Annotated in this window: 26 protein-coding genes and 1 riboswitch; of the genes, 16 read left to right on the top strand and 10 right to left on the bottom strand. The window is 53.4% G+C overall.

Annotation, left to right across the window (positions count from 1 at the left end; translation table 11 throughout):
* The first annotated feature begins 15 nt into the window (after positions 1-15).
* Positions 16-1,446 (top strand): bifunctional D-glycero-beta-D-manno-heptose-7-phosphate kinase/D-glycero-beta-D-manno-heptose 1-phosphate adenylyltransferase HldE, encoded by a 1,431-nt coding sequence (hldE, locus tag GF617_RS02005; RefSeq protein ID WP_181620834.1) that lies wholly within the window; start codon positions 16-18, stop codon positions 1,444-1,446.
* A gap of 60 nt (positions 1,447-1,506) precedes the next feature.
* On the opposite strand, the gene ubiK is transcribed toward hldE, so the two are convergent.
* Positions 1,507-1,803: a ubiquinone biosynthesis accessory factor UbiK gene (ubiK, locus tag GF617_RS02000; RefSeq protein WP_181620833.1), complete on the bottom strand. Its 297-nt coding sequence runs from the start codon at positions 1,801-1,803 to the stop codon at positions 1,507-1,509.
* A 121-nt stretch (positions 1,804-1,924) separates the two neighbouring features.
* Positions 1,925-2,075, top strand: a riboswitch (FMN riboswitch).
* Between the two features lie 105 nt (positions 2,076-2,180).
* Between ubiK and ribB the strand changes: the two genes are divergently transcribed.
* Positions 2,181-2,834 (top strand): 3,4-dihydroxy-2-butanone-4-phosphate synthase, encoded by a 654-nt coding sequence (ribB, locus tag GF617_RS01995; protein WP_033146666.1) that lies wholly within the window; start codon positions 2,181-2,183, stop codon positions 2,832-2,834.
* A 33-nt stretch (positions 2,835-2,867) separates the two neighbouring features.
* Here ribB and zupT read toward each other — a convergent pair whose 3' ends face one another.
* Positions 2,868-3,641 (bottom strand): zinc transporter ZupT, encoded by a 774-nt coding sequence (gene zupT, locus GF617_RS01990; protein WP_181620832.1) that lies wholly within the window; start codon positions 3,639-3,641, stop codon positions 2,868-2,870.
* A gap of 196 nt (positions 3,642-3,837) precedes the next feature.
* Here zupT and ygiD point away from each other — a divergent pair, with 196 nt between their 5' ends.
* On the top strand, positions 3,838-4,626 hold the full coding sequence (gene ygiD, locus GF617_RS01985) for a 4,5-DOPA dioxygenase extradiol (protein WP_203450948.1): 789 nt from the start codon (positions 3,838-3,840) through the stop codon (positions 4,624-4,626).
* A gap of 43 nt (positions 4,627-4,669) precedes the next feature.
* On the opposite strand, the gene GF617_RS01980 is transcribed toward ygiD, so the two are convergent.
* The 3 genes from GF617_RS01980 to tolC form a co-directional block, all read right to left on the bottom strand.
* Entirely contained in the window at positions 4,670-5,830 is a 1,161-nt protein-coding gene (locus GF617_RS01980; protein WP_203450947.1) for a glutathionylspermidine synthase family protein, read from the bottom strand.
* Positions 5,831-5,832: 2 nt separating this feature from the next.
* Complete coding sequence (locus GF617_RS01975; protein WP_181620829.1) at positions 5,833-6,498, bottom strand: DUF1190 family protein; 666 nt, start codon at positions 6,496-6,498, stop codon at positions 5,833-5,835.
* A 202-nt stretch (positions 6,499-6,700) separates the two neighbouring features.
* Positions 6,701-8,194, bottom strand: coding sequence for an outer membrane channel protein TolC (tolC, locus tag GF617_RS01970; RefSeq protein WP_203450946.1), 1,494 nt, complete (start codon positions 8,192-8,194; stop codon positions 6,701-6,703).
* Positions 8,195-8,397: 203 nt separating this feature from the next.
* Here tolC and nudF point away from each other — a divergent pair, with 203 nt between their 5' ends.
* From nudF to GF617_RS01935, 7 genes are read left to right on the top strand one after another with little or no spacing between them, the layout of a single operon-like run.
* A complete protein-coding gene (gene nudF / locus GF617_RS01965) occupies positions 8,398-9,030 on the top strand; it encodes an ADP-ribose diphosphatase (RefSeq protein ID WP_203450945.1) in 633 nt (210 codons plus the stop codon).
* The gene (locus GF617_RS01960; RefSeq protein WP_181620826.1) at positions 9,027-9,449 is read left to right on the top strand and encodes a DUF1249 family protein; all 423 of its coding nucleotides are present in this window, start codon (positions 9,027-9,029) and stop codon (positions 9,447-9,449) included. The genes nudF and GF617_RS01960 overlap by 4 nt, the downstream gene beginning before the upstream one ends.
* 27 nt (positions 9,450-9,476) lie before the next feature.
* The gene (gene cpdA, locus GF617_RS01955) at positions 9,477-10,304 is read left to right on the top strand and encodes a 3',5'-cyclic-AMP phosphodiesterase (RefSeq protein ID WP_203450944.1); all 828 of its coding nucleotides are present in this window, start codon (positions 9,477-9,479) and stop codon (positions 10,302-10,304) included.
* Complete coding sequence (gene yqiA, locus GF617_RS01950; protein ID WP_181620824.1) at positions 10,304-10,885, top strand: esterase YqiA; 582 nt, start codon at positions 10,304-10,306, stop codon at positions 10,883-10,885. Before cpdA ends, yqiA begins: the two co-directional genes overlap by 1 nt.
* 27 nt (positions 10,886-10,912) lie before the next feature.
* Complete coding sequence (gene parE, locus GF617_RS01945; RefSeq protein ID WP_181620823.1) at positions 10,913-12,805, top strand: DNA topoisomerase IV subunit B; 1,893 nt, start codon at positions 10,913-10,915, stop codon at positions 12,803-12,805.
* Between the two features lie 37 nt (positions 12,806-12,842).
* Entirely contained in the window at positions 12,843-13,697 is an 855-nt protein-coding gene (locus GF617_RS01940) for a helix-turn-helix domain-containing protein (protein ID WP_375289293.1), read from the top strand.
* A gap of 56 nt (positions 13,698-13,753) precedes the next feature.
* Positions 13,754-14,161 carry a DUF2000 family protein gene (locus GF617_RS01935; RefSeq protein ID WP_181620822.1) on the top strand — a complete coding sequence of 136 codons (408 nt, stop codon included), beginning with the start codon at positions 13,754-13,756 and terminating at the stop codon, positions 14,159-14,161.
* 44 nt (positions 14,162-14,205) lie between these two features.
* Here GF617_RS01935 and GF617_RS01930 read toward each other — a convergent pair whose 3' ends face one another.
* Entirely contained in the window at positions 14,206-16,347 is a 2,142-nt protein-coding gene (locus GF617_RS01930; protein WP_181620821.1) for a TonB-dependent siderophore receptor, read from the bottom strand.
* A gap of 385 nt (positions 16,348-16,732) precedes the next feature.
* On the opposite strand from GF617_RS01930, the gene GF617_RS01925 reads away from it, so the two are divergent.
* The 5 genes from GF617_RS01925 to GF617_RS01905 are packed head-to-tail and all read left to right on the top strand — an operon-like array spanning position 16,733 to position 21,422.
* The gene (locus GF617_RS01925) at positions 16,733-17,545 is read left to right on the top strand and encodes an ABC transporter ATP-binding protein (RefSeq protein WP_181620820.1); all 813 of its coding nucleotides are present in this window, start codon (positions 16,733-16,735) and stop codon (positions 17,543-17,545) included.
* Positions 17,542-18,525, top strand: a complete 984-nt coding sequence (locus tag GF617_RS01920) for an iron ABC transporter permease (protein ID WP_181620819.1) — start codon at positions 17,542-17,544, stop codon at positions 18,523-18,525. The genes GF617_RS01925 and GF617_RS01920 overlap by 4 nt, the downstream gene beginning before the upstream one ends.
* A gap of 11 nt (positions 18,526-18,536) precedes the next feature.
* Entirely contained in the window at positions 18,537-19,574 is a 1,038-nt protein-coding gene (locus GF617_RS01915) for an iron ABC transporter permease (protein ID WP_181623837.1), read from the top strand.
* A gap of 13 nt (positions 19,575-19,587) precedes the next feature.
* Complete coding sequence (locus GF617_RS01910) at positions 19,588-20,538, top strand: iron-siderophore ABC transporter substrate-binding protein (protein ID WP_203450943.1); 951 nt, start codon at positions 19,588-19,590, stop codon at positions 20,536-20,538.
* Positions 20,535-21,422 carry a MurR/RpiR family transcriptional regulator gene (locus GF617_RS01905; RefSeq protein ID WP_181620817.1) on the top strand — a complete coding sequence of 296 codons (888 nt, stop codon included), beginning with the start codon at positions 20,535-20,537 and terminating at the stop codon, positions 21,420-21,422. Before GF617_RS01910 ends, GF617_RS01905 begins: the two co-directional genes overlap by 4 nt.
* 76 nt (positions 21,423-21,498) lie before the next feature.
* Here GF617_RS01905 and GF617_RS01900 read toward each other — a convergent pair whose 3' ends face one another.
* From GF617_RS01900 to qseB, 4 genes are all read right to left on the bottom strand, one after another.
* On the bottom strand, positions 21,499-21,813 hold the full coding sequence (locus GF617_RS01900) for a putative quinol monooxygenase (RefSeq protein WP_203450942.1): 315 nt from the start codon (positions 21,811-21,813) through the stop codon (positions 21,499-21,501).
* A 74-nt stretch (positions 21,814-21,887) separates the two neighbouring features.
* Positions 21,888-22,469 (bottom strand): NAD(P)H-dependent oxidoreductase, encoded by a 582-nt coding sequence (locus GF617_RS01895; RefSeq protein WP_203450941.1) that lies wholly within the window; start codon positions 22,467-22,469, stop codon positions 21,888-21,890.
* A gap of 106 nt (positions 22,470-22,575) precedes the next feature.
* Positions 22,576-23,925, bottom strand: coding sequence for a quorum sensing histidine kinase QseC (gene qseC, locus GF617_RS01890; RefSeq protein WP_203450940.1), 1,350 nt, complete (start codon positions 23,923-23,925; stop codon positions 22,576-22,578).
* Positions 23,922-24,581, bottom strand: a complete 660-nt coding sequence (qseB, locus tag GF617_RS01885) for a quorum sensing response regulator transcription factor QseB (RefSeq protein ID WP_203450939.1) — start codon at positions 24,579-24,581, stop codon at positions 23,922-23,924. The genes qseC and qseB overlap by 4 nt, the downstream gene beginning before the upstream one ends.
* Positions 24,582-24,720: 139 nt before the next feature.
* On the opposite strand from qseB, the gene GF617_RS01880 reads away from it, so the two are divergent.
* Positions 24,721-25,122 (top strand): YgiW/YdeI family stress tolerance OB fold protein, encoded by a 402-nt coding sequence (locus GF617_RS01880; RefSeq protein WP_181623836.1) that lies wholly within the window; start codon positions 24,721-24,723, stop codon positions 25,120-25,122.
* The last annotated feature ends 19 nt before the right edge of the window (positions 25,123-25,141 follow it).

The following is a 25,141-nucleotide window of genomic DNA, read 5'->3' as shown; positions in this document are numbered from 1 at the left end:
CTTCTGGAGTCAGGAATGAAAGTAACACTGCCAGAGTTTGAACGTGCTGGGGTTATGGTTGTCGGTGATGTGATGCTGGATCGCTACTGGTATGGGCCGACCAGCCGTATTTCCCCGGAAGCCCCTGTTCCGGTGGTCAAAGTGGACACCATTGAAGAGCGTCCTGGCGGCGCGGCAAACGTGGCGATGAACATTGCTTCTCTCGGCGCACATTCGCGTCTGGTGGGGTTGACCGGCATTGATGATGCGGCGCGAGCGCTGAGCAAGTCGCTGGCGGATGTGAACGTGAAGTGTGATTTCGTTTCTGTACCGACGCATCCGACGATCACCAAATTGCGTGTGCTCTCGCGTAATCAGCAGTTGATCCGACTCGACTTTGAAGAGGGGTTCGAAGGTGTCGATCCTGAGCCGATGCATGAGCGCATCGCACAGGCACTGGGCAACATTGGTGCGCTGGTGCTTTCAGATTATGCGAAAGGCGCGCTGGCAAGCGTTCAGCAGATGATTCAGCTGGCACGTAAAGCGAATGTCCCGGTCCTGATCGATCCTAAAGGGACTGACTTTGAACGTTATCGCGGTGCAACGCTGCTGACGCCAAACCTGTCTGAATTTGAAGCCGTTGCCGGTAAGTGCAAAACCGAGGAAGAACTGGTTGAGCGTGGGATGACAATCATTGCTGATTTCGACCTATCCGCATTGCTGGTAACCCGCTCAGAGCAGGGGATGACGTTGTTGCAGCCAGGTAAAGCGCCGCTACATATGCCAACCCAGGCACAGGAAGTTTACGATGTTACGGGGGCGGGCGATACGGTGATCGGCGTGCTGGCGGCGACGCTGGCGGCGGGAAATTCCCTTGAAGAAGCCTGTTACTTCGCTAATGCTGCAGCCGGTGTTGTTGTTGGTAAACTCGGAACCTCTACCGTTTCACCAATCGAGCTGGAAAATGCGGTGCGCGGTCGTGCCGATACCGGTTTTGGTGTGATGAGTGAAGATGAGTTGAAAGCGGCTGTCGCTGCTGCGCGTAAACGCGGCGAGAAAGTGGTCATGACCAACGGCGTGTTCGACATTCTGCATGCGGGTCATGTTTCTTATCTGGCGAATGCACGCAAGCTGGGCGATCGCCTGATTGTAGCGGTAAACAGCGATGCATCCACAAAACGCCTGAAAGGCGAAACGCGTCCAGTGAATCCGCTGGAGCAGCGCATGATTGTGCTTGGCGCACTGGAAGCGGTGGATTGGGTGGTCTCCTTTGAAGAAGATACCCCGCAGCGCCTGATTGCCGGCATTCTGCCCGATCTTCTGGTGAAAGGTGGTGATTATAAGCCGGACCAAATCGCGGGCAGCGAAGAGGTCTGGGCGAATGGCGGCGAAGTGATGGTGCTCAACTTCGAAGATGGATGTTCAACCACCAATATTATTAAGAAGATCCAGAAAGACAGTCATTAAATAAAACGGGCCGATTGGCCCGTTTTATTTTTCATCTTCTCCGACGGGGAGATGAGCATATTATTCTGCTTCGTCCACTGGTGGTATGGCTGGTGCTGGCTTCACCTCTTCCGGTACATTACGGTTTTCCAGCTCGGTTAAACGCTGCTCCAGCAACGCCAGCTTCTCGCGAGTGCGAAGCAGAACCTGCGTCTGCACGTCAAACTCTTCACGGCTGACTAAATCAAGGCGAACCAACTGCGCCTGCAACGTCTGGCGGATTTTCTTCTCAACGTCATCACCAAATTCACGGATACCTTTTGGCATGGATTCGTGGACCTGACGCGCAATTTGCTCAATTTTTTTCGGGTCAATCATTGTGGCTTCCCTTGATGAAACGGTGTTGATAACCATTGTAGCGCGTCATGCTCCAGGATAAACCAGAATTGTTTGAAGCTTATGCATTGCCCAGGATAATCAATAGCGTTATAGTTATCTCGCTTATTCTCAGGGCGGGGCGAAATTCCCCACCGGCGGTAAATCAGCATAACGCTGAAAGCCCGCGAGCGCTTTGGGTGAAAACTCAAAGGTCAGCAGATCCGGTGTAATTCCGGGGCCGACGGTTAGAGTCCGGATGGGAGAGAGTAACGATCCAGTCGGGCATGGCCCGCTCACGTTATTTTTTTGCCGCTTATACGGCGCTCCTAAGACTGCCCTGATTCTGGTAACCATAATATTAATGAGGTTTTTTTACCATGAATCAGACGCTACTTTCCTCTTTTGGCACTTCAACTCAACGTGTTGAACACGCTCTTGATGCACTGCGCGAAGGCCGCGGTGTGATGGTGCTTGACGATGAAAACCGTGAAAACGAAGGCGACATGATCTTTGCCGCCGAAAACATGACCGTTGAACAGATGGCGCTGACCATTCGTCACGGTAGCGGCATCGTATGCCTGTGTATTACCGAAGATCGTCGTAAGCAGCTTGACCTGCCGATGATGGTTGAAAACAACACCAGTGCCTTTGGTACGGGCTTTACCGTGACCATTGAAGCCGCGCATGGCGTGACGACAGGTGTGTCTGCGGCTGACCGTTTGACCACTGTTCGTGCCGCTATCGCTGATGGCGCAAAACCTTCAGACCTGCACCGTCCTGGCCACGTGTTCCCCCTGCGTGCGCAAGCGGGTGGTGTGTTGACGCGTGGCGGCCACACTGAAGCGACTATCGATCTGGTGACGCTGGCAGGCTTCAAACCGGCGGGTGTGTTGTGTGAACTGACTAACGATGATGGCACGATGGCTCGTGCGCCAGAGTGCATCACCTTTGCGCGTCTGCATAACATGCCCGTTGTTACGATTGAAGATCTGGTGGAATACCGCCAGGCGCACGAACGTAAAGCCAGCTGATTGTTGAAAAACGCCGGGATTGCCCGGCGTTTTTTATCCAATACCTGCTGTTTGCAAGAGTACTAAACTTAATCCCATTACCGACATACCGCATAACACGCCGTAGCTGGGGTTGTTGTTGGGATCGATCTCCTTCGCCAGCGGCATCAGCTCATCAACTGACAATGCCACCATAATGCCCGCGACTGCGGCCATGATCGCTGCCATCACCACTGGTGATACCAGGCTTCCGAGTATCAACCACGCCAGTATACCCCCAAAAATTTCAGCCATGCCTGAGATACCAGCCCAGAAAATTGCTGTCCGTTTTGAACCCGTTGCGGCATAAACCGGCCCGGCTACGGCGAGTCCTTCAGGAATATTGTGCAATGCAACAGCCAGCGCGATGCCAAAGCCCATCTCAAGGTTGGTGCTGGCCGTGACATAGGTGGCAATGCCTTCCGGGAAGTTATGCAGGCTGATACCCAGCGTGAGAAGGATAGCCGTGCGTTTAATGTTGCGTGGCAGTGGTGTCACGTTTTTTTGCATTAAATCCTGGGGATGCGCATGCGGGAGCATACGGTCAAGCGCAAAGTAGCCCAGCAACCCAAATACAAACATGCCATAGCCTAAGACAGGAGACATACCCTCAGCCCCCAACGCGGCTGGCAGCATTTCCATCAGGGAGATTAACAGCATAATCCCGGCGGCAAAACCGAGTGAGAATGCCAGCACCCGGTTGGAAGGCTTCTGGCCAATGACGCCGAGAATAGCGCCAATAAAAGTGGCTGCACCCGCGAGTAGGGTCAGGATCAAGGGGACTGACATTTACCGCTCCTTATGATAATGATTCTCATTAATATTAATGATTCATTCGAGGCAAAGCGAGAGGGGCATCTCTGCTTTACACATTCCTTACGTTCAAATTTCCTGAAGATGATCATCACGCTTATCCAGGTTCATCTTTGCCTGATTGCGCGTAATGTATAACCATCAAAACGACATCTTATGTAAGGATATCACCATGACTTCTTCTCGTATGCCAGCACTGTTTTTAGGCCACGGTAGCCCTATGAACGTTCTGGAAGATAACGTCTATACCCGCGCCTGGCGTCATCTGGGAGAGACGTTGCCGCGTCCGAAAGCGATTGTGGTGGTTTCAGCACACTGGTTCACCCGTGGTACTGGCGTGACGGCAATGGAAGCGCCGAAAACTATTCATGATTTCGGCGGATTCCCGCAGGCGTTGTATGACACGCATTATCCGGCTCCTGGTTCGCCTGCCCTCGCACAGCAACTGGTTGATTTACTGTCGCCTGTTCCTGTCGCACTGGATAAAGAAGCCTGGGGCTTTGACCATGGTTCCTGGGGCGTACTCATTAAAATGTATCCGGATGCGGATATCCCGATGGTGCAGCTCAGTATCGACAGCACAAAACCGGCCGCGTGGCATATGGAAATCGGCCGTAAGCTGGCGACACTGCGCGATGAAGGCATCATGCTGGTTGCGAGCGGTAACGTGGTGCACAACCTGCGCACTGCACGCTGGCATGGGGAAAATACGCCTTATCCGTGGGCGACCTCATTCAACGACTACGTTAAAGCGAATCTGACCTGGCAGGGCCCGGTTGAACAGCATCCGCTGGTGAATTATATGGATCACGAAGGGGGATCGCTGTCTAACCCGACACCGGATCACTTCCTGCCGCTGCTGTATGTATTAGGGGCATGGGATGGTCAGGAGCCGATAACTATTCCAGTCGATGGGATTGAGATGGGGAGTTTGAGTATGTTGTCGGTGCAGGTCGGCTAAAACGAACAGGCCCGGCAGGCGACGTGCCGCCGGGCCCAGCAAATTACTCCACAAAAATATGCGGATAAAAACGTGACAGATCTTGCGTGATCAGCGCCCGGTCTTCACGAAGACCGATCCCGGCTGGCTGATCGTTAATGAGCCAGCTACCGATCAGCGTATAGCTGTCACCAAATTTCGGCAGTTGATAAAACGCCTGGACGATCATCCCTTCTTCACCGTATGGCCCTTCAACCGCCTCCAGCGTTTTACCGTTTTCGATAATCGACACATTCGCCCCTTCGCGGGAGAAGATCGGTTTAACAACATACTTCTCCATTGCCGGGTAATCGTCTTCGGCAAAGTACGCCGGCAGCAGATTTGGGTGGTCAGGGAACATCTCCCACAACAGCGGCAGCAAGGCTTTGTTGGAAATAATGCTCTTCCAGGCCGGTTCCAGCCAGCGAACGCCAGCATCTTCAAGCTTGGTCGAGAACATTTCGCGGAGCATATATTCCCAGGGGTAGAGCTTGAACAGGTTGCTGATCACCTGGTCCTGGAGATCGGTGAACTGGCCTCTTTCGCCCAGACCAATATCTTCGATATACAGGAATTCAGTCGCAACTTCCGCTTCGGCGGCACAGTCCTGCAAATACTGAACCGTACCGCGATCTTCAACCGTGTCGCGGCAGCAGGCAAGGTGCAGTAGATTAAAACCGTGTTGTTCGCGCAGCTCAGCAAAACGCTCAATCAGTTTTTCCTGCAGGCTGTTAAACTGGTCAGCGCCTGCTGGCAGGTTACCGGCATTGGCCTGATCTTCCAGCCAGAGCCACTGGAAGAAAGCCGCTTCGTACAGCGAGGTCGGCGTATCAGCATTATTTTCCAGCAGCTTAGGTTCACCAATGCCATCCCATGCCAAATCAAGGCGTGAATAGAGTGAGGGCTGATGGGTTTGCCATGACTGACGTACAAAGCTCCAGGTGTGCTTTGGAATACGGAATTTGGCCATTAGGTCATCGCTGCCGATGACCTTCTCGACCACTTTCAGGCACATCTGGTGTAGCTCTGCGGTAACCTCTTCCAGCTTATCAACCTGCGCAAGCGTCAGCTTGTAGTAAGCATCTTCACACCAGTACGGTTCGCCATACATAGTGTGAAAGTTAAAACCGTATTCAGTGGCTTTTTCACGCCAGTCCGGGCGCTCAACAATACTGACTCGTTCCATGATCAGCCGCCCATTGAGCGCGTGGAGGAGCCGGTCGCGCTACGCTGCATCGTGGTCTGTTTCGCGACAGATTCGCCAAACCCGCCACGGGTAATGGTGCTGGTGGTGGCAGGTTTTGGAGCCATTGCCGTTTTGGGTACGGTCGTGGTGCGGCCAGGCTGTGCTGCGCCATAGCCTTTGCCGCTGGCATCAGTGTATTGACCATAAGCCGGGCTGGCCGGGTTTTTAGAGCTAAACAGAGGCTGTTGCTGGAAGCCTGCACCGCCGCCCATCATACGACCCATCATGTAACCTGCCATCAGTGGCATCCAGAAACTGCCGCTGGATTGTGCCTGAGCCTGATTTTCAGGTGCAGTGCCTGCCTGCGCTGGCGTCTGCTGACATTGGCCTTCACCGAATTCGGCGATACAGTCTTCGCGTGTTGCGTATTTCGGTGCAGTACGCTCGGCTTCTTTCAGTGCGGTGTTGTAAGCGGTGGTACATTCAGCCGCTTTGCCAGTGGCGGCAGAGCAGTCATCGGCATTCTGATACATCGATACCGTTTCATCGCTTTTTTCACAACCTGCCAGCATAAAGACAGCCGTTATTGCCAGTGCGACAGGGGTAAGGTGACGCGCGTTCCAGCTTTTGCGAAACGATGCGTGATTAATGGATTTTGTCCGTTTCATTTTTGTCTTCCAGGACCCAGTGGTAGAACGAAGTAAATAAGCCTCAGGATAGAGGATGAGTGGTCGAAAATGAAGCGAAGAGGGGGAGAAACCGGGGGATCTTTACGTTGGCTTACGTTCGCATGTGATTTTGCACCAGAGAGCGAACATATAGGGCCTGCAGGATTGCAGACCCTATAAACAAAGAACTTAAGCGCGATACTTAATGACGGAACGGATTGTTGCCTTTGCTGCTGGTCGCTGTACTGGTTGTACGTGCGGCAGCAGGCTGAGCCGCTGGAGCGGTGCTGTTCGCATTGTAGCCATCAGCATTCGCATCCTGCTGTGGGTTTTCCGGCGCAACGCTATCTGGCGTAGTGGAAACCGGTTTACCCAGCGTGCTGTTCAGCGCTTCCAGATCTTTCTCGTTAAGCGTACCCAGAGCTGATTTGATATTCAGCTGGTTAATCAGGTAAGTGTAGCGCGCGCTGGAAAGTTGTTGTTTCGCGTTGTACAACGTGGTGGTTGCATCCAGCACATCAACAATAGTACGTGTGCCCACAGAGTAACCTGCTTCCATCGCATCCAAAGAGCTTTGCGCAGAGACAACGGCCTGTTTATAGGCGTTGATGCTGCTGATAGAGGCATTCACGTTGTTGAAAGAAGAACGGACAGTCTGTACTACGCTGCGATGCGCGCTTTCCAGCTGTTCGCTTGCGCCGACAAAGTTGTACTGCGCTTGTTTCACCTGTGAATTGACCATCCCACCCTGATACAGCGGCAGGGAGAAGCTCAGGCCGACTTTGTTTTGACCCAGATTGCTATCGTCATATTGGGTGCTATTGGCGCCATGCGTTTTTGAGCCGCTGTAGCTGGTATCTGACACGCCAGTTGAGGCACTCAGGCTCAGCGTTGGCAGGTGACCGTCCTGTGCCTGGCGAATTTGCTCACGAGCAAGATCCTGGCTCAGACGTGCTTGCAGCAACGTCAGGTTGCGGTTTTCAGCTTCTTTCAGCAGGGCATTCACCGCCTGCGGTTTGTCGGTTTTGAAGCTGCTCACGTTCAGAGAGGCCAGTTCCGGATAGTAGTTCCCGGTGACCTGACGCAGTGATTCCAGTGCGTTATCGAGGTTATTACGCGCGGTCACTTCGTTTGCCAGTACGCTGTCGTACTGCGAACGGGCGTTCTGAACGTCAGTGATGGCCACCAGACCCACGTTGAAACGTTGAGTCGTCTGGTCTAACTGGCGATAGATAGCCTGTTTCTGCGCTTCAGTGTAAGAGAGTGAATCTATCGCACTCAGCACATTGAAGTAGGCTGTCGCGGTATTCAGGATCAGTGTTTGCTGATCGGTCTGATAAGTTACATCCTGGATGCCTGCGCTCTTTTCTTGCAACGTCAGTGCACGCCATTTGGACATATCAAACAGGGTCTGGGTTAATTGCAGAGAAGCGCTGGTTGCGTTGGAGTTCACGCCATTAGAGTCGCGGAAACCATTGCTGTAGGTATAATCAGCACCTAATCCCAGTTGCGGCAGCAGCGGGCTACGTGCTTCATTAATTTTTTCGAACGCAGCATCACGATCGGCCGCCGATTTACGCAGGTCAGGGTTACCCAGACGTGCCTGCTGATAGACCTGTAGCAGATTCTCTGCATGGCTCATTACGCTGAAGCCCGTCAGGCTCAGGCCGATAAGGATGGGGAGCAATTTCTTCATTTGCATTCCTTGTTGTGAAGCAGTATTAGCGCTGATCTAATTAAAAATAATTGCCGATTCTAACAGAATCTTCCACACCAAAAGGTTGGCGTTACGTGCCATCTGGCGGTATTTTGCACCAATCTATCATATAGCCCCAGAAACGGTAGCCAAACAGCCTTGAAATTCATGATTTCATCACTATTGCTATCAGGACATGCCTAATGAAAAAACCAGAACAGTTGCCAGTGACATTCGCCAAAAACGATGTAGAAATTATTGCACGAGAAACGCTATATAGCGGTTTTTTTTCGATGGATCTTTACCGTTTCAGGCATCGGCTGTTTAACGGTCAGATGAGTGGTGAAATTCGTCGTGAAATTTTTGAGCGCGGGCACGCCGCAGTCTTGCTACCCTTTGACCCAGTGCGTGATGAAGTGGTACTGGTTGAACAGATCCGTATTGCGGCTTACGACACCAGCCCGAGCCCCTGGCTGATGGAGATGGTGGCAGGGATGATTGAAGAAGGCGAATCGGTAGAGGATGTTGCCCGACGCGAGGCGCTCGAAGAAGCCGGACTGGTTGTCGGGCGTACTAAGCCGGTGCTGAGTTATCTTGCGAGCCCAGGCGGGACGAGCGAGCGCTTGTCGATTCTGGTTGGGGAAGTGGACGCCACGACGGCTGAGGGTATTCACGGTCTGGCTGATGAAAACGAAGATATTCGTGTTCATGTGGTAAGTCGGGAGCAGGCTTACCAGTGGGTAGAAGAGGGGAAAATCGACAACGCAGCATCTGTCATCGCCCTGCAATGGCTGCAGCTGCATTATCAGACATTACGAAACGAGTGGAAAAAATGAAGCGTTATACACCTGACTTCCCAGAAATGATGCGCTTGTGCGAAACCAATTTCGCACAATTGCGCCGCCTGCTGCCGCGAAATGATGCGCCCGGCGAAACGGTAAGCTATCAGGTGAGCAACGCGCAGTATCGGATAACGATAACTGAATCAACACGTTACACTACGCTGGTGGAAATCGAACAGACAGCGCCCAGTATTAGTTACTGGAGCCTGCCATCAATGACGGTACGGCTGTATCATGATGCAATGGTCGCTGAAGTGTGTTCAAGCCAGCAGATCTTTCGCTTCAAAGCGCGATATGATTACCCTAATAAAAAGTTGCATCAACGCGACGAAAAGCATCAAATTAACCAGTTTTTAGCTGACTGGCTAAGATATTGTTTAGCACATGGAGCAATGGCGATTCCGGTTTGTTAGCGTCATAAACCTACCTAAGGACACCATTTGGAAAGCCTGTTGAACCTGACTGTTGCTGGTGGGGCGCCAGTCAGGATATTACAAATTACTGATACTCACCTGTTTGCCGAAAAGCATGAAACTCTGCAGGGAGTGAACACCTGGGAGAGTTATCAAGCCGTACTCAACGCGATTCATGCCGAAAAACGCGTATGCGATTTGATTGTCGCGACGGGTGATCTGGCGCAGGATCAATCTTCCGCGGCCTATCAGCATTTTGCTGAAGGGATCGCGAGCTTTAGCGTGCCTTGCGTCTGGTTGCCGGGTAATCATGATTTCCAGCCTGCGATGTACAGTGCTCTCCAGGATGCGGGTATCTCTCCAGCAAAGTGTGTTTTTGCAAGCGAGCAGTGGCAAGTGCTGCTGCTTGATAGCCAGGTCTTTGGTGTTCCACATGGCGAGCTCAGTGAGTTTCAGCTCGAATGGCTGGAGAGAAAGCTCATGGCTGAGCCGGAGCGTCATACGTTGCTGCTACTCCATCATCACCCGCTGCCGGCGGGCTGTAGCTGGCTCGATCAGCACAGTTTACGTAATTCTGCTGCGCTGGACCGTGTACTGGTGAAGTTTCCACGCGTGAAATATCTGCTGTGCGGACATATTCATCAGGAACAGGATCTTGACTGGAACGGTCGCCGCCTGTTGGCAACGCCCTCTACTTGCGTCCAGTTTAAGCCCCATTGCGCCAATTTCACGCTGGATACCATCGCGCCAGGCTGGCGTTGGCTGGAGCTTTATGCCGACGGTTCACTGAAGACCGAAGTCTGCCGTCTGTCTGGGGCAAAATTCCGTCCAGATACTGCTTCAGAAGGCTACTGATGTCTACGCTTCTTTACCTGCACGGATTCAACAGTTCTCCGCGTTCTGCGAAAGCGACGCAGTTTCGGCAATGGCTGGAAGTGCATCATCCCCATATTGAGATGATTGTCCCGCAACTCCCGCCTTACCCTGCTGAGGCAGCAGAATTGCTGGAATCTATTGTGCTTGCACATGGTGGAGAGCCATTTGGCATTGTGGGATCGTCATTGGGTGGCTACTACGCCACCTGGCTGTCGCAATGCTTTATGTTACCGGCTGTAGTGGTCAATCCCGCGGTGCGGCCATTCGAGCTGTTAAGGGACTTTCTTGGTCAGAACGAGAACCCCTACACCGGACAGCAATATGTGCTAGAGTCTCGCCATATTTACGATCTTAAAGTTATGCAGGTCGACCCGCTGGACGCGCCAGATCTTCTTTGGTTGCTACAACAGACGGGTGATGAAGTGCTGGATTACCGCCAGGCAGTGGCGTATTACGCTTCTTGCCGCCAGACTATAGAAGAGGGCGGAAACCATGCTTTCACGGGCTTTGAGAATCATTTCACCCAGATTGTCGATTTTCTTGGACTGCACAATCTCTGACAATCACTGCGAATTGCTAGTTAAATCATGACGCAAACCTATAACGCTGATGCCATTGAGGTACTCACCGGGCTTGAGCCGGTTCGCCGCCGCCCGGGGATGTATACCGATACGACGCGCCCAAACCATCTGGGCCAGGAAGTTATTGATAACAGTGTGGACGAAGCGCTGGCAGGTCATGCCAAACGCGTAGACGTTATCCTGCATGCTGACCAGTCGCTGGAAGTCATCGATGATGGCCGTGGTATGCCAGTGGATATCCACCCGGAAGAGGGCGTCCCGGCTGTTGAACTGATTCTTTGCCGTTTGCACGCAGGCGGGAAATTCTCCAACAAAAACTACCAGTTCTCGGGTGGTTTGCATGGTGTGGGTATCTCCGTCGTTAACGCCCTGTCAAAACGTGTGGAAGTGAACGTCAGACGTGACGGACAGGTGTATAACATCGCGTTTGAAAACGGTGACAAGGTACAGGATTTGCAGGTTGTTGGGACATGCGGCAAACGCAATACCGGAACCAGCGTCCATTTCTGGCCTGACGAAAGTTTCTTTGATAGTCCACGCTTTTCGGTTTCGCGCCTGACACATCTGCTGAAAGCAAAGGCAGTGCTTTGTCCGGGCGTAGAAATCACGTTTAAAGATAACGTTAATAACACCGAGCAAACCTGGCGCTACGAAGACGGTCTGAACGATTATCTTTGTGAAGCGATCAATGGCTTGCCAACGCTGCCGGAAAAACCGTTTGTCGGTAATTTTAACGGTGAAACGGAAGCCGTGGACTGGGCGCTGCTATGGCTGCCGGAAGGCGGAGAGCTACTGACCGAAAGCTACGTGAACCTGATTCCGACCATGCTTGGCGGTACGCATGTTAACGGTTTACGTCAGGGGCTGTTGGATGCGATGCGTGAGTTTTGCGAGTACCGCAATATTCTGCCGCGTGGCGTGAAGCTGTCTGCGGAAGATATCTGGGATCGCTGCGCATATGTGCTTTCGGTGAAAATGCAGGATCCCCAGTTTGCAGGCCAGACAAAAGAACGTCTGTCTTCCCGCCAGTGCGCGGCATTTGTTTCCGGCGTGGTGAAGGATGCGTTTAGCCTGTGGCTGAACCAGAACGTACAATCTGCGGAAATGCTGGCTGAAATGGCCATTTCCAGTGCGCAACGTCGTTTGCGTGCAGCCAAAAAAGTGGTGCGAAAAAAGCTCACCAGCGGGCCAGCACTGCCGGGTAAACTGGCAGACTGTACCGCGCAGGATCTGAACCGTACTGAACTGTTCCTGGTGGAAGGCGATTCGGCGGGTGGGTCGGCCAAGCAGGCACGCGATCGTGAATATCAGGCGATCATGCCGTTGAAAGGTAAGATCCTGAATACCTGGGAAGTCTCTTCTGATGAAGTGTTAGCCTCGCAGGAAGTCCACGACATTTCGGTGGCGATCGGCATCGATCCTGACAGTGACGATCTTAGCCAACTGCGTTACGGTAAGATCTGTATTCTTGCGGATGCAGACTCCGATGGTCTGCATATCGCCACGCTCCTGTGTGCCTTGTTTGTGAAGCACTTCCGCACTCTGGTAAAACAGGGCCATGTGCATGTCGCACTGCCGCCGCTTTATCGTATCGATCTCGGTAAAGAGGTTTACTACGCGCTGACGGAAGAAGAGAAAGCTGGTGTGCTGGAGCAGCTCAAACGTAAAAAGGGCAAACCGAACGTCCAGCGCTTTAAAGGGCTGGGTGAGATGAACCCGATGCAATTACGTGAGACGACACTCGATCCGAATACCCGCCGTCTGGTACAGCTGATTATCAGTGATGAAGATGAGCAGCAAACCAACGCCATGATGGATATGTTGTTGGCCAAAAAGCGCTCGGAAGACCGTCGTAACTGGCTGCAAGAGAAAGGCGATATGGCGGATATCGAAGCCTGATTTTTCTTCTGTAAAATCTGAAAGGTGAGCCAGTTTTATGATGAGATCAACGGATAACGCTCTCAGCAAGGACTGGCTCGAATTTCAGCGTAATGACGAAACGCGGATTGAAAGTGTACATGCGCATTTCAAAGGCCACGCCTACGATCCTCACGATCATGACGAGCTCTTGCTGGGCGTAACCCGGCAGGGATTGCAGCGGTTTAGCTGCCATCGTTCGGTGCATACCAGTAGTCCTAGCAAAGCCATTCTGATTGAACCCGGTGCTGTGCATGATGGTCATTCTGCCCAAACAGAGGGCTTCACCTATATCATGCTGTATCTGCCGCAGCTCTGGGTCGCTTCCGCGATGCAGCAGCGCAATTTAGGCGATATCGCTGCACTGAGTACTGCCTTTCGTCATACCCTCACGGATGATCCTCTGCTTTCCGCCGCCATTGAAAACGCCTGGTTTGCCCTTCACTACAAAGAAGGATTGCTCGCGCGTGATGAGAGCCTGGACAGGCTGATGACGGTACTGGCCCGCCATATTGTTACTCCCCGGCAGTCTGCTGCCAGCAACGCACGCAACCAGATGTACCGCGTGAGGGATTATTTGCATGACCAGATGTCGCAGGATATTGGGCTTGATGAGCTTTCCACCTGGAGTGGTATCGATCGTTTTCGCCTGAGTCGGGAATTCAAGAAAGTGTTTGGTCAGTCGCCCCACGCCTGGCTGGTCCGCCTGCGTTTGCGCACCGCCCGTAAGCTCCTTGCCCAGGGTGTTCCCCCGGCAATTGTCGCCTGCCAGGTAGGTTTTTCAGATCAAAGCCATCTTGGCCGCTGGTTTCAGCGTGCTTACCGCATGACACCGATGATGTATCAGAACCGTTGCTCAAACGTTCTATCCTGAGACGTTTCTCTCCCTGAAAATATCGCTTCGATACGTTTCAGGGAGACCCTTAACCAATGTTTGATACCAAAATAGCTTTCGTTGTACGTGATGATTTACCGGTGTGGCAAAGATTGAATGTTGTTGCCTTCCTCGCAACGGGCGTCGCGTTTGCGGCTCCAGAAATAAAAGGGGCGACGTATGAAGATGCGAAAGGACGCCGCTACGGCAATATCTCCATACAGCCGATGCTTATCTTTGCCGCGGATATCGACGGGTTGCAAAAAGTCCATCAGAAAGGCATTGAGCGAGAGCTGACGCTTATCCCTTATGTGCATGCGATGTTTTCGACCGGCCATGATGCAGCCAACCGTGAAGTGTTCCTTGCGGAAGATCCCGATAATATGAATCTGGTCGGGCTGGCCATACGCGGACCAAAGAAATCAGTGGATAAAGTCATCAAAGGACTTTCACTGCACCAGTGATGATAAAATGCCCGGTACATATGATGTTACCGGGCATATTGCTATCAGAAGTCCATCTTCACCGTAAACTGCACTTCACGTGGATCGCCAATCTGGTTGCCCAGGTTATTGGTCGCGATTGATGAGGTGTAGTAGGTCTTATCAAACAGGTTTTTCACGTTCACCTGCAGTGTCACCGGATACTGGAACTTCATTTTGTAAGCCGCAAACGCGTCTGCGACGAAGTAGCCTGGCAGGTAGTAATCCGCGCCGTTGGTGGCAGAACGACGGCTCACACCATGCCCACCGCCGCCAAGCGTCAGGGTATTCCCGCCGATCACGTTGTTAATATCGTACGTCAGGAACAGCGAACCGGTATGACGCGGCACGTTTGGCAGCGGTTTGCCTGCGTAGTCTGGATCTTCCAGCACTTTGGCATCGGTGTAACCGTAGCTGGCAATGATATTGGTGTTTTCGGTGAGCTTACCAGCAACGTCCACTTCTACACCCTGAGAACGCACGCGGCCCGCCGTTTTGGCGATGGTGTCATCTCCGACGCTTTCGGTGTACAGCACGTTACGTTTGTGAATATCAAACAGCGCAATATTCGCTGTAATGCCGTCGAACAGGTCAAATTTCGCGCCGACTTCGTAGGCATTTGATGTTTCTGGTGGCAGATCGCCAATGTAGCTGGCGATAGACGACTGCGGCATAAAGGTTTGTGAATAGTTCGCAAACAGCGATACCGTCGGCGTGAGTTTGTAGACCAGGCCCAGCTTCGGTGTCCACTGTTCGTCGCTGCTGTCGGTATTGACGTTAAACGGACGGCCTTTACCCGCGTACTGGGTGTAATACTGGTAACGCACACCGGTCACGGCGATCCACTTATCAGTCAGGTACAGCGCATCCTGTACATAGGCAGAGTAGCTTTCCTGCTTAATGGTCTGGTCGCTGTCAGACGCCGATACGGTCGTACATTTGTCCAGATTGCCGTAGGACGGAGTATAGATATTAAAGTCTTTCACGTTCTTACAGCGGATCATGTCCGTGCGCAGCAGATCGTAGTTTTCATACGATACCCCTGTCAGGATCTCGTTGTAGAACCCGGCGATATCCACGTTCCCCTGAAGGTCTGCACGGGTCGTGTGCATACGCTGGGTGGAGCCTTGTGTGGCATCCACACGGCGGGTCAGATTGCCCGTTTTCGCGTCATAGGCCATGACGCGCGCCTGGTTATCGCTGTATTTGTCCTGGCTGTAGCTGTAGTCGAATTTCGCGGTCCACTGGCTGTTCAGGCGGTATTCCGCATTAAGTTGCGCGAGATCGGATTGCCCATCGGTAACGTTGAAAGGCTCGTCGAAACGGGTTTTCCTGTCGACGTTCACGGCCTGTTTTGTATCGAGATCGAAGATTGTGCCGCGATCGAACGGTGTCTTATAGTCACGATGTGAATAGAGCACGGTGACGGTAGCATCATCGCCAAACCAGGTCAGCGACGGCGCAATAAACGTGCTGCGCTCTGTGCCGAAGTTACGCCAGTAATCTTCGTCCTGATATTCGCCCGTCAGGCGATAAGCGAGACGCGTGCCTTCAACAGGGCCCGTGACATCGATTTGCCCGGTTCCGCCGCCAAAGCTGGACGAGGTTGCCGAGATCGAACCGCCAAACTGGGTTTCCGGACGTTTGGTTACAACGTTAATTAACCCGCCTGGATCGAGGATCCCGTAGAGCGTGGAGGCTGGCCCTTTCAGAACTTCAACACGTTCGGTTGCCGCATTAAAGCTTCGTGGCAACACGGTACGTAAACCGTTGGTCATGATCGAACCGTCACGGTTTGCCCCAAAACCACGGCGCACAAAGGCGTCCTGTGTCCCGCCCAGCGTGTTGGTCTGAACCACGTTGCTGACGTTATACAGCGCTTCGTCGAGGGTAGTGGCATGCTGATCTTCCAGGACCTTATCGCTGACGGTATTCACCACCTGCGGGATATCCAGCATCGGCATATTGGTCAGCGTGGCGGTAGAAGTATTGAGTGGCTGATAGCCGTTAGTGGCATCCGTTTTTGCATCAGGATCGGCCACGACGGTGATCGTTTCGCCATCTTTAGCGGTTTTGGTTTCCGCTGCGTGCACCAAAGGTGCGATGAACAATAATGAAAAGAGCGCGCGCCCTTTTACCCCAGAGAGAGAAGGTGTGAACTTAGCCATTACATCTGTTTTCCCGAAATATTCTGCGAATAAATGCTCGCGGAAGAATGTGTGTTTCATTGCCCTTAACGGTCTATTCGTTAGCCAGTACACGCTCCGAATATGTAATTGAGAATCATTCAATCATGCGGAAATGTAGTAGTAAATGGAAAAAAGAAAAAATCTGCTACACCGAAATAACGGTCTTTTATGGCAAAATTTACATTGATTAACTTGTTGAAAATAATGGTTTAAAAGGAAATGTTGTTGATGTAGTGCCAAACAATTACCCCTGGTTTTTTCAGGGTGTTTCTTCGCTTGACTACTACATGGCGCAACGGCAAACTCACAAAAGAGAATGAGTTTTATTTTTATTTATCTGTTATTTGATTAAGTTGGCGTTCACGTGGCTCATAACACGACAGAGCAGGGGCTGGTTCTGGAGAACCTCTCTGCTGGCTATCAGAAAAACATCATCGTCGATGATATTTCCCTTACGATCCCCCGGCAAAAAATGACTGTCCTGGTCGGGGCGAACGGCTGTGGAAAATCCACTTTGCTCAGCACCATCGCACGTCTGTTGTCCCCCCTCGGCGGTGCGGCGCTCCTTGATGGCAAGGCGATCCATGAGCAACCGACCAAAGCGGTTGCGCGCAGGTTGGGTATTTTGCCGCAATCGCCACTGTTGCCGGAAGGGTTGACCGTCTTTGAGCTGGTCTCACGCGGACGTTTTCCGTGGCAGAATTTCATGCGCCAGTGGACAGACGAAGATGAACAGGCGGTTGAAGAGGCATTACGTTTAACGGGCACGACGGATTTTGCGCATCTTTCGGTGGAGAGCCTTTCGGGTGGGCAACGTCAGCGTTGCTGGATTGCGATGGCCCTGGCACAGCAAACCCCGTATATCCTGCTGGATGAGCCGACGACATTTCTCGATCTTCGCTATCAGGTGGAGATCCTTGAACTGCTGCACGATCTGACTCGCCATCACGGGCGTACCGTGGTCGTGGTACTACACGATCTTAATTTCGCCGTGAACTATGGCGATACACTGGTCTTTTTACGTCAGGGAAAAGTGCAAGGGGTTCTTCACGAAGGGGATACCTGTACACCAGAACTGATCAAAGCGGTGTTTGATGTCGAGGTTCAGATGTCGATTAACCCTTTGACGGGTAAACCGTTCTTCATGCCATTTCGTCGTTCAGCCGGAAAACCATGATGCGTACCTCTTTGGCGTTTATCCTCTTTACGGCATTGCTGGCGCTCGGAGCCGTGGTGCATCTGGGGATCGGTGCGCGTTTTATTGCACCTCAGGTGGTGGTCCAGGCCTTCCTCCATTTCGACCCGCGCAATTTTGACCACAACGTTATCGTCCGACTGCGCTTGTTGCGTCTGGGCGCTGCCCTGATCACCGGGGCTGCTCTTGGCGTCGCGGGTGTCTTGCTGCAATCGGTGATCCGCAACCCGCTGGGTGAGCCCCATATTCTGGGGCTGAATGCCGGCGCGGCGCTGGCGGTGGTACTGACCAGTGCACTGGGGCTGGCACTGCCTTTTGAGCGCCCGCTGATTGCCGCGATGGGCGCAGCAGCACTGTTTCTGCTGGTTCTGATGTTTTCCTCGGCCGGACGAACCGGTTTAACGCCAATGAAAGTCACCCTGTGCGGCGTGGCATTGTCGGCCTTTGCATCGTCCATCACCGCCGCCGTCTTGATCCTTGATGAACAGACGTTGCTTGCTATGCGAACCTGGCTGGCCGGTGATTTAGCCGGGTTAAACAGTGCAATGGTGCGTGCTGCTTCCTGGGTGGCTGCCATCGGTTTTGCGCTGGCGGTCTGGCTGTCACCGTCACTGAATATGCTGGCGCTGGGCGATCGTATGGCGCAAGGATTGGGCGTTTCACTCCTGAAGACTCGTCTTCTGGCACTGCTGGCAATCGCCCTGCTTTGCGGGGCGGCCGTCTCGGTCGCCGGGCCGATCGGCTTTATTGGCCTGGTTGTTCCGCAGGTGATCCGCCGTCTGGTGTCGGCGGATTTACGGGTTATCGTTCCGCTTTCTGCCTTGTGCGGGGCACTGCTGTTGCTGCTGGCGGATATCGCGGCCAGAACCTTGTTTATGCCTTATGAGCTGGCAACGGGCGTCATGACGGCGCTAGTCGGTGCGCCAGTCTTTATCTTCATGGCCTCGAGGATGTTCAAATGAGCAGGGCGATCCTGCGCGCCGGGTTGCGGCCATTGCGCATTGGACAGGTTTCCACACTGGTTCGCCCCAGAGCCTTGCTGTGCCTGACGCTGTTTTCATTGCTGGCTCTGATTCTGCTTGGCTTTGGGTTGACTCACGGTTCGCTGGCGATCCCCACTTCGGCCATTGGGCGTGCACTGTTTTGCCCTGAAAGCCTGGAGGCGGATGCGCGCTATATCGTGATGGATATACGGTTGCCCCGCTTGTTGATGGCGCTACTGTGCGGCGCGATGCTGGGGATGGCGGGAGCGGCAATGCAATCCATCACCCGCAATGGGCTCGCTGACCCTGGCCTTATTGGCGTCAAAGAGGGCTGTAGCGTCGCAGTCTTGCTGCTGGTATTTCAGTTCCCGACGCTGAGCGTGTTCTGGCGTCCGGTGACGGGGATGTTCGGTGGGTTGCTGACTGCCTTACTGGTTGTGGCACTTGCCCGTGATATCTCCCGTCCGCGTTTCATTTTGATTGGCATCGGCGTGTCCTGGGCCTTCGCTGCCGGTATGGGCGTCTTTATGACGACGGCAGATGTGCGTGACGTGCAAACCGCCTTGCTGTGGCTTTCGGGAAGCCTGCACGCGGCAAACTGGACGCTGGTCAGCATCGCGTTGGGCTGGGCCATTCCGGCATGTGCTCTGCTGTTGTTCACCGCGCGTTCGGCGGATGTCGCGCTGCTGGGTAATCAAACGGCAACCGGGCTTGGCGTACAAACCTCACGTTTGGCGTTGCTTCGCGTGCTTGCTCCTGTCGTACTCACCGCAGCCTGCGTTTCCTGCGTCGGCAGTATCGGGTTTGTGGGATTAATTGCCCCGCACATGGCACGTCTTCTGTTGCGGGGTGGTCAGACCGCGTTACTGACGGGAAGCGCGGTGCTGGGGGCGTTGCTGGTGTTGCTGGCCGATACTATCGGTCGTCTGGCATTTTTACCGCTGCAATTGCCTGCGGGCATTGTGATTTCATTGATTGGCGGACCGTTTTTCCTGCTGCTGCTGTGGCAGCGACGGGACAAATTTTAATGTGAGGGATCTGATGCGCTTACTTTTTTCACTGTTGCTGCTGGTGGGATGTGCCGTCAATGCGGCTGAACCGACCCAAACGTTTACCGACGATCTTGGCCGTAAGGTGGTTGTGCCTGCCCATCCGAAACGGATCGTTTCACTCCATGACCTGGACATCACCATTCCGTTGATTGAACTGGGCGTTCCTCCCGTTACCAGCCATGGTCGTACCCGCCCCGATGGTAGCCACTTCTTGCGCTCCAGCGGCATGTTAACGGGTGTCGATTTTGATAATTCCGACATCAAATTCATCGGCACTGCGGATATTGATATCGAAGCCATTGCCGCCGCAAAACCGGATTTGATCATCACTGAACCAACCCGGAATACGCCGGTGGAACAGCTGGAGAGAATTGCGCCAACGGTAAGTATTGATCATCTGGATGGCGGTGCGCCGGAGATCTACCGCAAACTGGCGCAACTGACAGGAACGCAAGATCGGCTCAAGATCCTTGAACGTCGTTATCAGGAACAAATTAAGGCGCTGAAATCCACCGTCGACGCCCGTAAGATCACCGTGTCAGTGATTCAGGCGAATCAGGGGAAAATCAATGCCATGCACAGCTACCATTCTCTGGGACGCGTGCTGCGTGACGCCGGATTCACCTTCCCGCCGCTGATTGAGAGCATTCCTGACGGCGGGCGCATTGACGTCAGTGCTGAACGCCTGCCCGAACTGGATGCTGATTTTGTTTTTGCCACCTGGCGCGGGGATACCGGGGGAAAACCGCAGGATGAACTGGCAGCAATGGATGCGGTGATGCCGGGCTGGTGTCAGTTCCTCAATGCCTGTCGAACCGGGCACTACGTGCTGATCTCCCGTGAAGAGGCGATCTCAAACTCCTTTGCTTCGCTGGGGCTGATGGCGGCACAGGTGCAGTCCCAGATTGCCGGCCGTCCGTTGCCGGAGGCATCGCAATGATCAGAAAAGACAAGGCGCGGGTTGATGTTTATGGCGACAGGTTTCGTACCCGTGGACATCAGCTAACGCCGCGCCTGCTGCTGGTTGCCCGCTATATCAATGAAAACCGCGAAGCGGTAATGGAACAGACGGCGATGGAGATCGCCGCCACGTTGAAAACCTCCGATGCCACGGTGGTTCGGGCGATCCAGGCGCTCGGTTTTGCCGGGCTGCGCGACCTTAAACAGACGCTTGAACACTGGTTTGGCCCGGTGGTTTCCTCCAGTGAGAAAATGTCTACCACGGTCAACACCCTCACCAGCGACGTCAACGCAGGTATCGATTTTGTGCTGGAGGGACACCAGCATACCTGCGAGATCCTCTCAGAGCCGGGCAACCGTTATGCGATTGCCGAGGCGGTCGCACTGCTGACGCAGGCGCGGCAGGTGGCGATTTTTGGTATCGGTGCGTCAGGTATTCTGGCGGAGTACACCGCAAGGTTGTTCAGCCGTATTGGCTTGCCAGCCACTCCGCTTAACCGCACCGGGATTGGGCTTGCGGAACAGCTTATCGCCTTACAGCGGGGGGATGTGCTGGTGATGATGGCGCAGAAATCAGCGCATCGTGAAGGGCAGACAACATTACGTGAAGCCCGACGGCTGGGGATCCCGACGATCTTGCTGACCAACGCCCTCGATTCACGTTTTAGCAAAGAGGCGAGCGTGGTGATCCATGTTCCGCGTGGTGGTGAGAAGGGCAAAATACCTTTACATGGCACGGTACTGCTGTGTCTGGAAATGATTATTTTGTCCGTTGCTTCAACCGTTCCGCAACGTACGATCAAATCGATGAAACGCATTAACGAGTTTCACCGTGGCCTGAAGCCGGGGAAGAAAAGCACCTGATTGCGGCGTAATGCCGGAATGTAAAGCGGAAGGGAATCATGTTCCCTCTCCCGAAAAGGAGAGGGAGAGGGAGAGGTTAAACCCCTTGTTCCAGAATACGGATATGCGTTTCCAGAACGTCGCCTTTCACCGCGTCGCCCCACGCTTTCATGTGTGGCGTTTGCAGATGGGCTTCAAGGTGTGCGACCGTTTCCCACAGCTCAACCATAATGATTGAGTCAGGAGCGGTGGTCTGGAAGCTCACGCCAGCAGCCGCGTCGATCATCGGCGCATAACCGTGGCAACCTTCCTCTTTTAGTACGGTTGGAACAATCTTCGCGAACTGGTCCAGTACCGCCTGGCGGTGATGTTGTCCTGGACGAGTTCGGATTTCAGCAATCACAGTAAGCATGGTTAACTCCTTCTATACCCTTTGTTCCTCAAGCCTTAGCTCGAATGATGTCGGGTCTACTTTTGAACGACCAGTTAACCAAAAATCTCGCCGAGATGCTTGTGATATTCTGCGATATAGCGCGGGACGTCCGGCATTTTAATGACGTCGTTTACGATAAAGGTTGGCAGCGGCGCCATGGCAAGGAACTGATTGGCTTTATGGAAGGGCAGATATGCGCCATCGACACCCACACCATGGAAAAACTGCTCTTCATCGGTGAAGGCATCCAGTGGGGCATTCCACGTCAGGGACAGCATGTATTTTTTGCCGTGTAACAGGCCGCCGGAACCGTATTTTTTGGATGCGTCCGAGCGGGTACGACCATCGCTGGCATACAGTGAGCCGTGACCTTCGGTAAAGACATCGTCCATGTATTTTTTCACCGTCCAGGGCGCGCCCATCCACCAGCCTGGCATCTGCCAGATAACGACATCGGCCCACAGGAAATTCTGCACTTCGGTTTTGGTGTCGTAATCGCTGTCTGCGCGAACGACTTTAACATCATGCCCGGCGTCGCGCAGGAAACCGTCCGCGACCTCGGTCAGGGTGTCATTCAACTGGCCTTTAGAGTGTGCGAATTCTTTCGCACCGTTGATAATCAGTATGTTGCTCATTATTTATCCTCGGAGATGAGAGTCTGGCGGTTATTCTACGCGCGAGGACGAAACGGTAAAATGAGCAAAATGTGCAAAGTCTTTTGCGTGATAAGCAATAATGACGCTACCAACGCACCTTCACCTCAAACCCTCCTTCCTGCGCATTGCCCAGAGAAACATGCATGCCATGCAACGCGGCAATCCGTTTTACGATGGATAATCCCAGCCCGCTGCCGGTGGCATTTTGTCCAGGCGGGCGATAAAACCGTTCGCCAATCCGAGTCAGCGCCGCGGGTGAAATTTCCGGCCCGTTGTCGCGTACGGTAAAGCCTCGGACATCAAACGTGACATCCACAATGCTGCCGCGTGGACTATAACGTACGGCGTTATCCAGCAGATTACGCACCAGCAGGCTCAGCAGTAACGGCTGGCCTGCGCGTGTTGCTTCCGGAGCCTTGACGGTTAAGCGAATATCGATACCGGCCAGCTGAGCCGAATGGTAGATATCCATCACGGCGGATTGCAGCAACTCGGCGATGATAATGGGTTCTACATCGTCCAGATTATCGAGAGAATCCAGGCGCGACAGGGTCAGAAGCTGCTCGACAAGGCGAGAGGCCCGATCAATTCCGGCGTGCAGTTGTGCCAGAGCGTTCTTTTGGATCTCGGGATCATCCCCCGAAAGCTGAGCCACTTCGGTCTGCACTTTTAGCGCCGTTAGCGGACTTCGCAGCTCATGGGCGGCATCCGAGGTAAAACGCCGTTCACGGACCATCATCTCCTGAGTGCGGGTGAAAAGGTGATTCAGCGCGTCGAGCAGAGGGCGAACTTCCACCGGGACGCCATCCGTAGGCAGTTTATCGGTCGCATCAGGCGAGCGAGAGCGTAAGGTCTGCGCCAGCTTTTTCAGTGGTTTTAACTCCCGGCTGAGCAACACGATCAGCACGAGCAGCATCAGCGGCAGCGCCACCAGCCAGGGGGTCAGTTGAGAGGTAATGATATCCAGCGCCATCTCCTGGCGGTATTCCCACTCCTGACCGACCACAATGCGGTATTGACCGTTGGGGGCAGTCAGCCACAGAAAACGCCACTCGTCTTTATCATCCTGTAAATGACCGTTCGTGAACCCATCCCGACGAAATTGATACGGAATATCCCGCCCATTTTCACCATCGTTCAGCAACATTTTGCCGTCTGTCGAGAAGATGGCGAAGGCCAGCGCATCATCATCCAGGTGGCCATGTTTTGCCTTTTTGGGCACATCGCGCATCAGGACAGGCGCATTGTGTTCGTCGAATTCCATCGTGAGCAGGCGTTTGGCAAACAGCATCTGCTGGGTGTCGAACAGCTTGTCCAGCTTATGGGTCGTTTGCTGCCAGGCCACCACGCTTGCGGCAAACCACGCCGCCAGTGCCAGCAGTAAAAAGAGTAAGGTTAACCGTAGTTTCAGGCTCAGGCGCTGTGTCAGTTTCATACGTCACCCAGGGTATAACCGATGCCGTGGACAGTGCGGATAAAATCGGTTCCGAGTTTGCGGCGCAGATGGTGGACGTGTACTTCAATGGCATTGCTGGAAACGTCATCGTCCCAGGTGTAAAGCTTCTCTTCGATGAGTTTACGCGGTAGCACGCGCCCGGCATTGCGCATCAGGAGTTCGAGCAGAGCAAATTCTTTCGGTTTAAGGGCCAGCGCCTCTCCGTTGAGCGTGGCTATCAGGCTTGAGGGATCGAGTGTCACGTTACCGTGGCGTAATTCACTGCGTGCCTGACCATGGCTGCGACGTACCAGGGCTTCGAGTCGGGCGGCCACTTCGATCAGTGCGAACGGCTTACACAGATAGTCATCCGCGCCCAGACGCAACCCTTCAACCCGCTGAGCCAGCGCATCCCGCGCGGTTAAAATCAGTACCGGTTCGCGACGGCCGTTTTCCCGCCAGGTACGCAGGATCGCCAGCCCATCCATTTCTGGCAGGGTCAGATCGAGGATCACCGCATCATAAGGAGCGGTATACAGTGCGGCTCGCCCGGTTTCACCGTCGGTAAACCAGTCAAGGTTAAACCCCATTTTCGTGAGTCCGGCCTTAATACCGTCGCCAATCATTTTGTCGTCTTCTACCAGTAAAATACGCATTGCTCCCTCCTTGATGGCCCAGTAAACCCTCTGTACGCGCCTGCTGTACAGTAATAATAAATAAATTTCCCCCTTAAGAAGTTGTTAAGGTTTACCCTGTTTAATGGACTCTGAAACGACATCAAAGGGAGAGAAAATGATGAAAAAATTCGCTGCAATTGCGGCCATCATGATGATGACCACCGCCCCGGTTTTCGCCGCCCAGGGTGGTTTTAATGGCCCATCAGCCACGCAAACTCAGAGCCAACCTGCGCAGGGTGGCTTCGTAGATAATGACGCTAATCTCACCACGGCGGCAAAGGTGAAAGACCTCAAAGACGACGCCTGGGTGAAACTGCGTGGCAACATTACAGAGCGCCAGTCTGACGATCGCTATCTGTTCCGCGATGAAAGCGGTACGGTGAATATTGAAATTGACCACAAACGCTGGAACGGACAAACCATTACCCCACAGGATAAGGTCGAGATTCAGGGCAAAGTCGACAAAGAGTGGAATGAGTTTGAAATCGACGTTAAACAGGTCATCAAACTGAATAAATAAAGCAAAAAAGGGCCGCCAG

Origin of the sequence: Lelliottia sp. RWM.1, assembly GCF_016859735.1 — a bacterium.
Taxonomy (GTDB): Bacteria; Pseudomonadota; Gammaproteobacteria; order Enterobacterales; family Enterobacteriaceae; genus Enterobacter.
Note: the sequence above shows the minus strand (reverse complement) of the source record. Positions and strands in the feature narration are given on the sequence as shown.

What these genes read in the sequence shown, in the direction of transcription:
- hldE (WP_181620834.1), top strand. Translation starts at nt 16, where the DNA reads ATGAAAGTAACACTGCCAGAGTTTGAACGTGCTGGGGTTATGGTTGTC.
- qseB (WP_203450939.1), bottom strand. Translation starts at nt 24,581, where the DNA reads ATGCGTATTTTACTGGTAGAAGACGACAAAATGATTGGCGACGGTATT.
- zupT (WP_181620832.1), bottom strand. Translation starts at nt 3,641, where the DNA reads ATGTCAGTCCCCTTGATCCTGACCCTACTCGCGGGTGCAGCCACTTTT.
- yqiA (WP_181620824.1), top strand. Translation starts at nt 10,304, where the DNA reads ATGTCTACGCTTCTTTACCTGCACGGATTCAACAGTTCTCCGCGTTCT.
- qseC (WP_203450940.1), bottom strand. Translation starts at nt 23,925, where the DNA reads ATGAAACTGACACAGCGCCTGAGCCTGAAACTACGGTTAACCTTACTC.
- GF617_RS01895 (WP_203450941.1), bottom strand. Translation starts at nt 22,469, where the DNA reads ATGAGCAACATACTGATTATCAACGGTGCGAAAGAATTCGCACACTCT.
- GF617_RS01920 (WP_181620819.1), top strand. Translation starts at nt 17,542, where the DNA reads ATGATGCGTACCTCTTTGGCGTTTATCCTCTTTACGGCATTGCTGGCG.
- GF617_RS01880 (WP_181623836.1), top strand. Translation starts at nt 24,721, where the DNA reads ATGAAAAAATTCGCTGCAATTGCGGCCATCATGATGATGACCACCGCC.
- GF617_RS01980 (WP_203450947.1), bottom strand. Translation starts at nt 5,830, where the DNA reads ATGGAACGAGTCAGTATTGTTGAGCGCCCGGACTGGCGTGAAAAAGCC.
- GF617_RS01930 (WP_181620821.1), bottom strand. Translation starts at nt 16,347, where the DNA reads ATGGCTAAGTTCACACCTTCTCTCTCTGGGGTAAAAGGGCGCGCGCTC.
- GF617_RS01975 (WP_181620829.1), bottom strand. Translation starts at nt 6,498, where the DNA reads ATGAAACGGACAAAATCCATTAATCACGCATCGTTTCGCAAAAGCTGG.
- GF617_RS01900 (WP_203450942.1), bottom strand. Translation starts at nt 21,813, where the DNA reads ATGCTTACTGTGATTGCTGAAATCCGAACTCGTCCAGGACAACATCAC.
- GF617_RS01940 (WP_375289293.1), top strand. Translation starts at nt 12,843, where the DNA reads ATGATGAGATCAACGGATAACGCTCTCAGCAAGGACTGGCTCGAATTT.
- GF617_RS01960 (WP_181620826.1), top strand. Translation starts at nt 9,027, where the DNA reads ATGAAGCGTTATACACCTGACTTCCCAGAAATGATGCGCTTGTGCGAA.
- GF617_RS01935 (WP_181620822.1), top strand. Translation starts at nt 13,754, where the DNA reads ATGTTTGATACCAAAATAGCTTTCGTTGTACGTGATGATTTACCGGTG.
- ygiD (WP_203450948.1), top strand. Translation starts at nt 3,838, where the DNA reads ATGACTTCTTCTCGTATGCCAGCACTGTTTTTAGGCCACGGTAGCCCT.
- parE (WP_181620823.1), top strand. Translation starts at nt 10,913, where the DNA reads ATGACGCAAACCTATAACGCTGATGCCATTGAGGTACTCACCGGGCTT.
- nudF (WP_203450945.1), top strand. Translation starts at nt 8,398, where the DNA reads ATGAAAAAACCAGAACAGTTGCCAGTGACATTCGCCAAAAACGATGTA.
- ribB (WP_033146666.1), top strand. Translation starts at nt 2,181, where the DNA reads ATGAATCAGACGCTACTTTCCTCTTTTGGCACTTCAACTCAACGTGTT.
- ubiK (WP_181620833.1), bottom strand. Translation starts at nt 1,803, where the DNA reads ATGATTGACCCGAAAAAAATTGAGCAAATTGCGCGTCAGGTCCACGAA.
- GF617_RS01905 (WP_181620817.1), top strand. Translation starts at nt 20,535, where the DNA reads ATGATCAGAAAAGACAAGGCGCGGGTTGATGTTTATGGCGACAGGTTT.
- tolC (WP_203450946.1), bottom strand. Translation starts at nt 8,194, where the DNA reads ATGAAGAAATTGCTCCCCATCCTTATCGGCCTGAGCCTGACGGGCTTC.
- GF617_RS01910 (WP_203450943.1), top strand. Translation starts at nt 19,588, where the DNA reads ATGCGCTTACTTTTTTCACTGTTGCTGCTGGTGGGATGTGCCGTCAAT.